Origin of the sequence: Pseudoalteromonas sp. NZS37, from assembly GCF_015864265.1 — a bacterium.
Lineage (GTDB): Bacteria > Pseudomonadota > Gammaproteobacteria > Enterobacterales > Alteromonadaceae > Pseudoalteromonas > Pseudoalteromonas arctica.
This window is the reverse complement of the sequence record NZ_JADYXL010000003.1, coordinates 1-12,489: the sequence shown is the minus strand read 5'-3', so window position 1 is coordinate 12,489 and position 12,489 is coordinate 1. Positions and strand designations below refer to the sequence as shown.

Below are 12,489 nucleotides of genomic sequence, written 5' to 3'. Positions count from 1 at the left end.
ATGTCATTTTTAAAATTTAGCCATGCACTTATCCTCACACTTGCTAGTACCTTACCGCTTACAAGCCATGCTGCGCTTGATAAAAATGAGCGTGAAATAGTAAAACAGGTCGATAAAAATATTCCCCAAGCACTGCAAGAAATAGAGCAAGCCGTAAATATTAATAGCGGTTCGCTTAATATTGAAGGTGTAAAAAAAGTAGGTGCGCTGACAAGCGAGCAGCTTAAAGCCATAGGTTTTAAAGTAGAATGGCTTGATGGCAGTGCGTTCAACCGCGCAGGACATGTATTAGCAACCCATGAGAGTAATGATCCCGATGCAATAAAAATACTGATGATCGGCCATCTAGATACGGTATTTGCCAAAAACGATAACTTTACTACTTACAAACAGCTTGATGAAAACACCGCAAGTGGCCCAGGCGTTGCCGATATGAAAGGCGGTAACACGGTAATAATTACTGCACTTAAAAGCTTACAAGCCCTTAATTTACTCGAAAATGTAAGCATAAAAGTGTTACTAACCGGCGATGAAGAAAGCAGCGGTCGCCCGCTTAGCTTATCTAAACAAGCTATTGTTGATGCGGCAATTTGGGCTGACGTAGCGCTTGGTTATGAAAATGGCGATAACAATATAAAAACTGCTATGGCGGCGCGCCGTGGTTATACAGGCTGGACGCTAAATGTAACGGCAAATGCAGCGCATTCGTCACAAATATTTAGCGAAAGCGTTGGTTATGGCGCTATTTACGAAGCATCACGCATTTTAAATGATTTTAGAGAGCAACTTGCCACGCAACCTAATTTAACATTTAACCCAGGGCTTATTGTAGGTGGTACAAATGCCGACTACGACAGTGCTAATTCGTCAGCAACGGCGTTTGGTAAAAGTAATGTAATAGCACAAACCGTGCATGTAGCAGGTGATTTACGCGCACTATCGCCAAAGCAATTCGAAAACGCAAAAAGATCAATGCAACTCATTGCTAGCAACAGTTTAAATGGCAGTAAAGCAGAGCTTATTTTTGAAGACGGTTACCCGCCAATGGCATTAACTGATGGCAATAAAAAGCTATTAGAATTATACAGCGACGCAAGCCATGATTTAGGCTTCAACAAAGTAGTAGCCGCCAACCCTCGCAACGCAGGTGCAGCTGATATTTCGTTTGCGGCAAATCATGTTGATATGGCACTTGATGGTTTAGGTTTGATGGGCAGCGGCGCGCACACTAAAAACGAAACAGCCGATTTAACCAGCCTTGATAAAAACATTAAAAAAACTGCATTACTCATTTATAGATTAGGAAAACTGTAATAGTAAATGTATTTTAAAGGTGAGCGTAGGCCAAATAATAACAGTCCTACGCTTGTACTTACTTTTAAGACATTATTTTAAACAATAATTCTCGCACTGTGGCCGGTTCAAACGGTTTATCACAAATAGCATCAACTCCCGCTTGAGCTATATTTGCTAGGTGCGTTTCGTTTGCCTCTGAGCTCACCATTAAAATAGGAATATGTGAGTAACTATTTGAGCTTCTAACGGTTTCTGTTAGTTCTCGTCCGTCCATTTCTGGCATATTGTAGTCGGTTACAATTAAGTCAAACGATTGGTTATTTAAGTGCTCAATAGCTTCTTTACCGTTTTCAGCTTCTATTGGTTCTGGTATTCCCATACCCGCAAGTACGCGTATTATGTGTTTACGCGCAAAGCGGCTGTCGTCTACCACTAAAACTCGCAGCAGCGTTACGTCAAAATGATCAAGTTCTACTTCTTCTTCGCTTATAATATCGAGGGTTGCTTTGAGTGCGCGGGTAATGGCTTTTGCGCTAAAAGGCTTAGGCAAAATAGCTAGAACACCCGATTGACGTAATTGCTCAAGGTATTTTTTATTACGCTCGCTCGATATAAGCATAAAAGGTTGATGCTCGGTGATAAGATTTGATCTTATTTCTTGCAATAGTGAGTCGGCTGTCCCGTCAGATAAATACATAGAGCTTATAACTAGATCAGGGTGATAACTTGCTAATAAGCTAAGCGCTTGTGTTTGTGTAGATGCAGTTTCAACTTGTTTTACACCACTTTCTAAAAGCGATTTTATTATTATTTTTTGCTGAACCTCTGAAGGCTCTACAAGTAAAATGGACAAGTTTGCTATTGCAGTTAAGTCGCTCATTCAGATCTCTTTAGTATTGTTATAATCAGGATAATAATAACATTTTTGACTCGTTAATATTATATAAAGAGATTGTAATATTTAAGAAAACATTATCAATCCCTTTAAAATATAGCACTTCTTAATTAGATTGAATGTAATCTAATGCATTCATTTTTTTATATGTCACGTTAGCGTGCAAAATATGTGCAGGCTCAGGGTCAACCACTTCAACAGGAATGTCGTAATTTCGGGCTATTTCAATTGCCATTTGCGTAATGTTAACGCTAAACGAGGTACCCATAAATACGATTTTATCGGCGTTGCTCATACGCTTTTGCGCTTCGCTAATTCTATAAAGCTCGGTGTAGTACTCATCAAACAATAAAACAAAGGGTTTAAAAGAGTAATTAAGCTCAGGTGCTTGGTTTTGAATATTAAACACATCAAATAAAGAGTTGTGCAAGCAGCTTTCATCAACCTTTTCCCACGGAGCGGTAAAAGGGGTTACGTCATCGCCTTGATGGTGAAATAAGGTCATTTGATCAAGCCTGCCATGAATAGCAATGTAGTTTTTATTACCTGCTTTGCCATCAAGCCCATCTATGTTTTGAGTAATTAGGTTTTTGTCACTTAGCCAATGGTGTACGTCGTTTGGGCCATGGTTGCGATACGTTGCAAAGCGATGGTAATACCATGCTAAAAACTCTTTAGGGGCGTTTTGGTACATTGCGCGCGTTGCCATTTCCATAGGCGTATAATTTTTACTGCCAATGGTCCAATAACCATCCTCCCCTCTAAAGGTGGGAATACCACTGGCTGCGCTGACTCCCGCTCCGGTAATGTAAAGGGTATTCACTTTGGCGCCTCGTAACCGAGTACGTTAGCGCTTACTTGCTGACTGTTATCAATACCGCCAATTCGATATAAAACACCGCTGTGCTCAAGTAAACCACGATGATCCATACTCTTTACTTCAACTGAGGATAAAACCTGCCATTCGTTTTTTTCGATACTAAAGCGCCAAACATGGTCACTTGCTGGTGCAGGTTTGCCGTCGTAGCCTATTGCGCTGTAGTTATATGGGTTATTAGAGCCTGCCATCATATAAATATTGCCATTATAGCTGGTAGCAGCCATTCGATAGTGAGCGCTGCCCGTTGGATGTGGCAACGTACGCCAATCTATTTTTTGTGGGTTAGTTGAATCTATTGTGCCTTTTAAGCACTGTGCTACACCTGCAAACGAGCGACGCGAATCAGGATTAGCTTGTGTTTTAACGCCATCACAAATAACAATGGTATTATCGCTAATTGCAGCAGCTTGGCCAAATACGGGCTCACCTAAAAATGGCGAGGCTTGTTGCCATGTATTATTTTGCGTGTCGTACACTTGCACTAAGTTTACGTTGCCGTCGTTATGCCAACCGCTAATTAGATAAATGTAACGCGCTTTGTAGCTCAGCGCTACGCTATCGTCTACGGGTACTGGCATACTCGCAAGATGAGTGTAGATATCTTTTATTACGTCGTACTTATATACGTCGGGGCTTGAAACTTCAGTATGATTCTCTGCTACCGTATAGCCGCCAAACACATAAGCGTACTCGCCTAAGCCGACTGCGGTGCTTGCTAAGCGCCCTTTTAATGGCAAGCTTGAAGGCACACCAGTTTTAGATTGCCACTGTGAATCGCCAACTTTAAGCGCCCACACTTTGTTATGCACTGACGAGTATTGTTTATCGCGCCCCAGCCCCATAAAGCTTAAAAAATAGGTTTGGTTTTGTACTGTAACTTTAGCCACAGCATTATTAGCAACTGGCTCTGGTAAAGCGGGAAGGCTTGCTAACGCAAGAGAAAAAAGAAGGCTCATAAGGCAAATAATTTAATAAGAATTAATACGCTCAGATTAAATTATTTTAACCTTGTGAGCCAGTATTGTTATATCTAAATAATCAAACGCTTTTGATTAGTAACCATATTAGTAGGCAATACTAATATGGTTATTAACGTGCGCCGCATTTTGCGCTTCATCAATCATTGCGGTTGCATAATCAGTGACCGATACCTTACTTTCGCCTGTATCATTCGTAAAAAATGTATTGCTGCCAACACGGTAATCGCCTTCATTATCATCTGGACATAATTTGTGGACAGTTTATTTATCACGTAATTATCAGCAAACGGCAGTGCGTGCTTTCATCGACTTTTTAGCGCAGCACTGGCAAACCGATATTAAAAATATGGCGGCAAGTAAGGTATTATAGTTAAGGGCGTTTTGACTATTGTTTAATCTAAGGTGGTAATTCAGCTTAGTTACTGAGGTAAGTAGGTTACGTTATCTAATCCTCGTTGTTTATTTTTATACATAGCTTGGTCGGCATATTTTATAAGTTCGTGATCTGTTTGACCGTGCTCTGGGTAGTTTGCAATACCAATACTAGGTGAAATATTTAATAGTACGTCACCTAACTTAAAGACGGCCTTAAACTCAGTGAGGACTTTATTTTTGATTCTGAAAGTTTCGTGGCTAGAACTTAAATTATCTAAAATAATTAAAAATTCATCTCCGCCTAAACGCCCTACTGTATCGTAGTGCCTGACCGATGCTGAGAGCCTATTTGAAATGGCGCATAAAAGCTTATCGCCAGTTTCGTGTCCGTGAGTATCGTTTACTGCTTTAAAACCATTTATGTCTATAAACAGTAAGGAAAAAAATGTGTTGTCTCTGGTTGCACTAACAATTACCTTTTCTAATCGATCCATCAATAAAGATCGATTAGGCAGACCTGTTAATACATCGTGCCGTGCCATGTAATGGAGCTGCTCTTCCATTACTTTTCGCTCAGTTATATCGTGCGCTACTGCAATTCTTACTTGATGTTGCTCTGACCAACGAACAGACCATAATATATGGACTACTTGACCATCTTTTCTCATCCAGCGGTTTTCGAAGCGAGGGTTTACCGTTTCGCCAGACAATAGCGATGTTACGGCATTATGCGTTTTGTAATGATCACCTTCGTAAACATAATTAATCATTTTTTTGCCAACAACTTCATCGGCTGTATAACCAAAAATTTGCTCAAATGCAGCACTTACAAAAACAAATGTGCCTTGTTTATCTACCACACACACAGCATCAAGCATTAAATCGAGTACTTCTTCTACATTAATCAATTCATTTTTCATCATACTCTGGTGCCTTTAAAGCAAAACCAAGCGAATTTAAGTATTCTATATACCTTTAATAAAAGCAAAGGTAATTGAAACTACACTAATAATTAATACAAAGTTAGATTAATCGTGCACGTATAATTAATATCGCCCTGCAAAAGCATGATATGCAAAGTTAAATAATCAATAACCGCAAAATACTTTGAAGTCCTTCAAAAATAGCCTAAATTTTAAATTGTAAATAACCATATAGCTCTCAGTAACTTCTATTTTTTTACTCTTTAATAAATGTACTTGTATAAAATGTATCTACTGTATTTTTTATTGTTTTATTGGCCGTAGTTAAATTTTTAACTACTACAACATTAGTTATTTTGATTTAATCGCATTTATACTTTTACGCTGTTAATGTATGTTAATATTGTGTGATATCACATGTATTACAAAAACAGTCATTGTTTTTGATTTTTTGATTGCGCAGGAGATTTTTGGGTGAAAATATCACAACGTTTATTTTGGCCATTACTTTTTGTGTGCCCTCTTATAACGGCTGAGCCGTTTGAAGATGAAGATCTCGATCTTGATGCTTTAATGGGTATGGATGTGCAAGCGACTTCTGCGATGAAAAGAGCACAATCAGCATTTGATACCGCCTCATCTATTTATGTATTAAGTAAAGAACAAATTACTAAATCTGGTGCTACATCAGTACCTGAAGCACTAAAAATGGTGCCGGGTTTAATTGTCCGTCAGCTCGATAACAATCAATGGGCCATTTCCTCAAGAGGCATTGCCTCTCGCTTTTCAAGCAAATTATTGGTTATGATTGACGGACAAAGCTTATATACCCCAAAGTTTGCCGCTGTTTATTGGGAAACACTCAACGTTCCTTTGTACGATATTGAACGTATTGAAGTTATACGCGGACAAGGCGGATTACTTTGGGGAAGTAACGCAAATAATGGCGTTATTAATATCATTACTAAAAATAGTATTGATACTCGCGGTGGACACGCAAGTGTAACAACTGGTAATCAAATAAATGTTGATGCTAATCTTCGCTACGGTGGTGATATAAGTAACATAGGCAGCTACCGAGTGTATGGGCACTTAAAAGATGCGAATGAATCCCAAAAAGGCATCTCACTTCCCCCTAATGACACAACCAAACAAAACTCTTTAGGTTTTAGAGCTGACTTTACCCCTAATGATGAGTGGTCAGCACTACTCCAGGGTGATGTAACTCATTCCACACTTGGCCAAAACTACCGAGGTGTTGTCGATGAAACCAACGAAAACATTTCATTTTCAGATGATTTAAAGCGAACAGACTCGCGCATAATGGCGCGCCTTGAAAACAGAATGTCGCCAGATGCCAATCAAATGCTACAAATTTCTTGGCTTAAACAAAATGGCTCTCAAAATTATATTAAAGAAGACTTTGAATCTATAGATATTGATTATCAAATGAACTTTATATATCAATCTCTACAGTTAGATTGGGGGTTGAACTACCGATACAATTCTATATCTTTCGCAGAAAGCGTATTTTTAGATAGCGATAAAAACTTTGATAGCCTCAAACAATATGGTGCACTTGTTCAAGCTCAATACAATGTTACTCCTGACACTCTCGACTTTATTATTGGTACTAAGCTTGATCATAACGATTTAACTGGCTGGGAAAATCAACCATCAGCAAGACTTATATACAAACCAGTAGATAACCACCTTACTTGGGGCGCAATATCGCGAAGTGTACGTACACCAACATTAATTGAATTTAACGACAACTTTAAAGTTAATGGTACAGAAATTAAAGATCTTACCGGTTTAAGTTCAGGCTTTGACCAAATAGACGACTACCGAATTGCAACCTACCTAAATGGTAATGACAAAGTTAAATCAGAAAACTATCTATCTTATGAATTAGGCTACCGTTTTACTGCTAACGATTGGTCATTAGATCTTTCTACTTATTATACCGATGCTAAAAACGTAGCGGTTATTGATATGAATACGCATGCTGAACAATTCACTCCTATACTTGATTTATTTCTAGTAGGGAGAATTCCAGAAGTATTTCAAGCACTAACAATGACTCGTATAGATTTAGACTTTGCATCTGTAGCAGACACAACCACTAAAGGGTTCGACTTAGTAGTATCATGGCAACCAATTGATAATCTCAATACTGAGTTTGGTTATAGTTACACCGATTATAACTACGATTTACCTCCTAGAGTAGAGCCCGCTATCGGGTATGACTCTAAAAACAGGCAGTTATTTGCAAAAGCCGATTATTCTTTTTTAACCAACCATAATGTGTTTGCGACATTACGAGCAGTAAACTCAAATGCATATAATACTGATAATTACACAACGCTAGATATTAGTTGGAATTGGCAGGCTACGCCTGTGTGGTCTACTGCAGTTTCGGGTAAAAACCTATTTTCAGGTTCACATATTGAGTACAGTAATACGCGCGAAACCTATACATTACCAAACTATATTGATGAATGTATTACGTTTACAATTTCAGCAAATTTCTAAGCTAATTAGATGATTAAATTAAGAAGTCTAATTCACAGAAGCTTAATAGCCTTGGTACTTTTAAGTACCAGCGTTGACGCTGTTGAAAAAGAATACATGCTAAAAGCAGGCTTCTTGTATAACTTTGCACGTTTTGGACACTGGGATTCTCATTTAGAACCCCTTGATCAATTTACTATTTGTAGCCCTGATAAATACTTTATTGATGTGGCTAACACCGCTCTAAAAAATCGCACTATAAAAAAATTACCTTTACATAATAAATTAGTCACTCTTGATGAAGTCACAACATCTGCGTGTAACATGCTATTTATCACCTCAGATACATTTGCTCAGTGGCAAAACATAACTCCTTTAGATCTAAAAAATATTATGGTCATTGGTGAAACAGACTCATTTATTGAAAATGGCGGCCATATCAGATTCTTTCTTTCCAGTGGTAAAATTCGCTTTGAAATTGCACCACAACAGCTTAAAGATGCAGGCATTACTATGAGTTCAAAAGTACTACGACTTGCACGCGTTGTAGATAGGTAATGCAATGAAAAAACTATTTGCATTAAATACAATGAGCAAAAAATTATTATTCATCTTAATGAGTGTCGCACTTGTATCAACCGCTACAGTAACCATTGTATTTAGTGCTTATGAAATCACCAGCGCTAAAGAAGAACAAATAGAAAGCCTGGGGTCGCTGTCTAAAATGCTTTCACCCAATATAACTGCTGCACTTATGTTTAATGATATAGATGCAGTACAAGAGCTTATAAACCCAATACTTATACGCTCAGATGTTATTAGTATAATGGTAACGAGTATGACTGGTGAACAACTTGTTATTGCTCAAGCCGAAAATGAAGAAATAGAACAAAGCATTGAGGTTAATACCCCCCTTCAGCTTGATATGCATGATTATGGTATATTAAAAATACGCGCTAACAACAGTTACATTCAAGACAGAATCACTTTTTACTTTAAATTTATAATGATTTTGATGGTCTTTACCTTTGCTATCAGCCTCATTTTATCCCTTTTGCTAAGGCGCCGCTTTTTAAACCCTATTTTATATTTAGCACAAACAGCAAATAAAATAACAACGTCACATGATTATAGTTTACGCGCTAAACAACTATCACAAGATGAAGTCGGACAGTTAACTTCTTGTTTTAACGATATGCTATACAACATTGAGCAAAGAGAAAGCTCATTAGAAAACCAAGTTAGGCTTCGTACTAATGAACTTGAAAATGCAAATATTCAGTTGCAACAATATGCTTACCAAGACGGGTTAACCGATTTACCAAATAGACGGTATTTTTACGAAAAACTACAAAGCTTAGTAAGTGTTAAAGGAATGAAATTCGCACTTATATTTATAGATTTAGATGGTTTTAAAGAAGTAAACGACAGCCTTGGACATGACTACGGTGATTTATTATTACACCAGGTAGCAACGAGGCTGCAAAGCTGTATAACAACAAAAGATACAGTAGCACGCTTAGGTGGAGACGAATTTACATTAATTTTAGAGGGTGTAAGTAGCCCTGATGAAGCATCAAAAATTGCCGAAGCTGTAAAAAGTAGTTTAATGCAGAGCATTAAAATAAAAAAAGAAACAGTCTATGTTACCGCAAGCATAGGTTTAACGTTTTTCCCTGCTGATGGTTTAACAGTAGAAGAGCTTGTTAGACGTGCTGATCAAGCGATGTATTTATCTAAAAATAAAGGGCGGAATCGCTATGAGTTTTTCTCCTATGCTATCGAAGAAAAAGCCACAGAAAAGCGTCGCCTGATAGAAGAGATACGCACTGCAATTGTAAAAAACCAATTTGAATTATATTACCAACCTATATTTTCAATTGATGGGAAATCAGTACCTAAAGCTGAAGCCCTTATTCGTTGGAACCACCCTGAACGAGGCCTAATAGGGCCTAATGAATTTATACCTGTTGCTGAAAAAAACGGATTGATAAACGATATCGGCCAATGGGTAAAATCTCAAGCAATTCAAGATACTGTCCAATTCAATGTTTTAAGTGAAAAGACAATTCAAGTCAGTGTAAATACATCACCTCTTGAAATTGACCGCGCTGGTTGCTGGGTGGATGAATGGATTGTTGCAAGTAAAAAGTACCAACTACCCGCCAACACTATTTTAATTGAAGTCACTGAAAATACCTTAATGGATCCAGATTCGTCAATACAGCGACAATTAAAACGCTTAAGCACTATTAATATAGACATAGCGATTGACGACTTTGGTGTTGGTTATTCTTCTTTGGCGTATCTACAGCGCTTAGATATAGATATTTTAAAAATAGATCGCTCATTTATAAGCGATATTGAATCAAACGATAATAGTATTGCTCTCGTGAAGGCTATTATCACTATGGCTCACAACCTAGATGTAATGGTGGTAGCGGAAGGTGTTGAAACAGAAAAACAGTATGATCTATTAAAGCAGCTTGCTTGCGATTATATTCAAGGCTACATTTTTTCAAAGGCAATTTCTAAAAAAGAATTTATAAAAAAGTATATAATACCAATCCTCAATAATACTTAATCATTTTGCGGGGCTAAATGTGTCGCTACCTGTGTTAAAAAATTCTCATTTAGAACAACTAAATAGCAAATTCTTTGCCTAGCTATCAACACGTTTTTCCATCCTCAAAATAGATCACTTAATTAAGCGAATTGGTATAAAACAAAAAGAAGTGATCTGATTTATGTCCATCTTGCTAGATTTTAGCAAGCCAACACAGAACACTTCTTTACTCTTGCGTTAAAATTTCATGTATTTAAAGCTTAATCCCAAGCTATAACCAGCGAGGGACTAGTTGCTTGTACTCTTTATATTGTATTGAAAAGCGATGAGCTAAATGAGCTTCCTCAACTAACGTCTGTCTATATATAGCTATAAAACCAATAACCAAACAGGTCAAACTAAATATACTAGGTAAGGCTAAAAAGAAACCCACCTGTGCAGCTACAACACCTAAATACATCGGATTCCTAGAGTATTCATATAGTCCTGATGTTTTAAGCTCATGTGGTCCCTTAGGATCAATTCCTGAACGCCAAAGTGCCGCCATATGAAAATGTACAAACATCGTCAAAATAAAACCTGCACTCAATAAAATATCGCCAAATAATACACCTGGCCAGCCATTGAGAATTGGGAATAGCCCAAGGTAGCTATCTAACTCAGGTACAAACACTCTAATTACACATATAAACCAAATAGCAGCCCTGAAAAATTTAAAAACCATATGGTTCCACCAACTAGTACAAAACTTATCTCCGGGATAAATAACGCCTGATGGTGTATCTCGATTTTTATAAATAATTCTAAATGTATAAAACCCCGCAACAAAAGTATAAAAAACAGCTAAGTAAATACGTGTAAATTCAACTAGCGAAGTAGAGTCATCTAAAAATGTTTCATAGGGCATCTAGTTACAGCTCACAATCATTATTGGTAGTAATTTTAAAACAACTAACTCAATAAATTTTAGTTATAAGGTCATGAAATTATATTAGTATTCATTGCCTTCATAAACAAGTTAAGTCAGAGGTTTGTTAACGAGTAATCATTAACTCATACCATTAATTTAAAATAACTTTGATTTATGAGGATCTCATACTTTTTATATAATACCAATCTGCTTATATATTTGAATTGATATTATTCACTCATATTTTTACATTCTATATATGCAAAAAAACGACTATTTAGGTTAGGACTTTCTTTAATTTGAAGCTTTGTACAGTGCAATAGTGCCCTCAGCGTTAGGAAGTCACAGTGAAAGACTACACTCGCATCGGCGATGCCACTTTAACTAGTTAAATTAAGTAGATTATTCACTGAGAGACGCTTCGCTCTAGAGGAATACCTGAATCACTTTTCTAAAAATGTAAAAAGCCCAGCTCGTTAGGTTCGGGAGCTCTACAACTTAATGCTTGTGTGATGTCATGATATCTTCAGCGGTGGAGAGTCATAGTGAAAATGCTGCGCACTCATCGTAGAGCGTAGGTTTTTATAATTTTAACAGCAGGAGTCGCTTTGCTCGCCCGCCCTGCGTGTTGATGTGAGTGTGTGTTAATTGCGCGCATTTCACTTTTCTGCAGACGTAAAAAAGCCCGNAGACGTAAAAAAGCCCGAATCGTTAGATTCGGGCTTTCTACAATTTGAAGCCTGGTAATGTCCTACTTTCACATAGCAAATGCTACACTATCATCGGCGCTGTTTCGTTTCACTACTGAGTTCGGCATGGAATCAGGTGGGTCCAAAACGCTATTGTCACCAAGCAAATTAGGTGCAAAGAATCAATGACAAGCACGTAGTGCTACCATTTTCTTTGCGCAAGGTGCCTCAATGTTAACGCTACGCGCTAAGAGTCACCTCTTGAATTTGGAAAATATCTGATAATATTTTTTAAGTCTTTCTAAGTAATATCTACTTTAGTCATATTAACTTCTTCGCGTGTTTCACTATCACATAAAACGCGTTTGGCGTTGTATGGTTAAGCCTCACGGGTAATTAGTACAAGTTAGCTTAATGGCTCACACCACTTCCACATCTTGCCTATCAACGTTGTAGTCTTC

Annotated in this window: 9 protein-coding genes and 2 rRNA genes; 4 read left to right on the top strand and 7 right to left on the bottom strand. The window is 37.6% G+C overall.

Annotation, left to right across the window (positions count from 1 at the left end):
- On the top strand, nucleotides 1-1,314 hold the full coding sequence (locus I6F47_RS05985) for a M20/M25/M40 family metallo-hydrolase (protein WP_197183524.1): 1,314 nt from the start codon (nucleotides 1-3) through the stop codon (nucleotides 1,312-1,314).
- A gap of 64 nt (nucleotides 1,315-1,378) precedes the next feature.
- Here the strand turns inward: I6F47_RS05985 and I6F47_RS05980 are convergent, their stop codons facing one another.
- The 4 genes from I6F47_RS05980 to I6F47_RS05960 all read right to left on the bottom strand — a co-directional run bounded on the left by I6F47_RS05980 (nucleotide 1,379) and on the right by I6F47_RS05960 (nucleotide 5,349).
- Complete coding sequence (locus I6F47_RS05980; protein WP_197183523.1) at nucleotides 1,379-2,176, bottom strand: response regulator transcription factor; 798 nt, start codon at nucleotides 2,174-2,176, stop codon at nucleotides 1,379-1,381.
- Nucleotides 2,177-2,297: 121 nt separating this feature from the next.
- Entirely contained in the window at nucleotides 2,298-3,014 is a 717-nt protein-coding gene (locus I6F47_RS05975) for an SIR2 family NAD-dependent protein deacylase (RefSeq protein WP_197183522.1), read from the bottom strand.
- Entirely contained in the window at nucleotides 3,011-4,027 is a 1,017-nt protein-coding gene (locus I6F47_RS05970) for a Kelch repeat-containing protein (protein ID WP_197183521.1), read from the bottom strand. The genes I6F47_RS05975 and I6F47_RS05970 overlap by 4 nt, the downstream gene beginning before the upstream one ends.
- Before the next feature lie 443 nt (nucleotides 4,028-4,470).
- Entirely contained in the window at nucleotides 4,471-5,349 is an 879-nt protein-coding gene (locus tag I6F47_RS05960) for a diguanylate cyclase domain-containing protein (RefSeq protein ID WP_197183520.1), read from the bottom strand.
- A 474-nt stretch (nucleotides 5,350-5,823) separates the two neighbouring features.
- Here I6F47_RS05960 and I6F47_RS05955 point away from each other — a divergent pair, with 474 nt between their 5' ends.
- From I6F47_RS05955 to I6F47_RS05945, 3 genes are read left to right on the top strand one after another with little or no spacing between them, the layout of a single operon-like run.
- On the top strand, nucleotides 5,824-7,884 hold the full coding sequence (locus I6F47_RS05955; protein ID WP_197183519.1) for a TonB-dependent receptor plug domain-containing protein: 2,061 nt from the start codon (nucleotides 5,824-5,826) through the stop codon (nucleotides 7,882-7,884).
- Between the two features lie 9 nt (nucleotides 7,885-7,893).
- Nucleotides 7,894-8,421, top strand: a complete 528-nt coding sequence (locus I6F47_RS05950; protein WP_010553524.1) for a YfiR family protein — start codon at nucleotides 7,894-7,896, stop codon at nucleotides 8,419-8,421.
- Between the two features lie 4 nt (nucleotides 8,422-8,425).
- Nucleotides 8,426-10,447: a putative bifunctional diguanylate cyclase/phosphodiesterase gene (locus tag I6F47_RS05945; RefSeq protein ID WP_197183518.1), complete on the top strand. Its 2,022-nt coding sequence runs from the start codon at nucleotides 8,426-8,428 to the stop codon at nucleotides 10,445-10,447.
- 253 nt (nucleotides 10,448-10,700) lie between these two features.
- Here the strand turns inward: I6F47_RS05945 and I6F47_RS05940 are convergent, their stop codons facing one another.
- The 3 genes from I6F47_RS05940 to I6F47_RS05930 form a co-directional block, all read right to left on the bottom strand.
- Nucleotides 10,701-11,336 (bottom strand): methyltransferase family protein, encoded by a 636-nt coding sequence (locus tag I6F47_RS05940; protein WP_197183517.1) that lies wholly within the window; start codon nucleotides 11,334-11,336, stop codon nucleotides 10,701-10,703.
- A gap of 741 nt (nucleotides 11,337-12,077) precedes the next feature.
- Nucleotides 12,078-12,192: ribosomal RNA gene (rrf, locus tag I6F47_RS05935) — 5S ribosomal RNA — on the bottom strand.
- 211 nt (nucleotides 12,193-12,403) lie between these two features.
- Nucleotides 12,404-12,489, bottom strand: a 23S ribosomal RNA gene (locus I6F47_RS05930); the annotation flags it as partial.

Bases quoted from the DNA above. Each gene is read 5' to 3' on its own strand.
- I6F47_RS05985 (WP_197183524.1), top strand. From the start codon at position 1: ATGTCATTTTTAAAATTTAGCCATGCACTTATCCTCACACTTGCTAGT.
- I6F47_RS05980 (WP_197183523.1), bottom strand. From the start codon at position 2,176: ATGAGCGACTTAACTGCAATAGCAAACTTGTCCATTTTACTTGTAGAG.
- I6F47_RS05970 (WP_197183521.1), bottom strand. From the start codon at position 4,027: ATGAGCCTTCTTTTTTCTCTTGCGTTAGCAAGCCTTCCCGCTTTACCA.
- I6F47_RS05960 (WP_197183520.1), bottom strand. From the start codon at position 5,349: ATGATGAAAAATGAATTGATTAATGTAGAAGAAGTACTCGATTTAATG.
- I6F47_RS05950 (WP_010553524.1), top strand. From the start codon at position 7,894: ATGATTAAATTAAGAAGTCTAATTCACAGAAGCTTAATAGCCTTGGTA.
- I6F47_RS05945 (WP_197183518.1), top strand. From the start codon at position 8,426: ATGAAAAAACTATTTGCATTAAATACAATGAGCAAAAAATTATTATTC.
- I6F47_RS05940 (WP_197183517.1), bottom strand. From the start codon at position 11,336: ATGCCCTATGAAACATTTTTAGATGACTCTACTTCGCTAGTTGAATTT.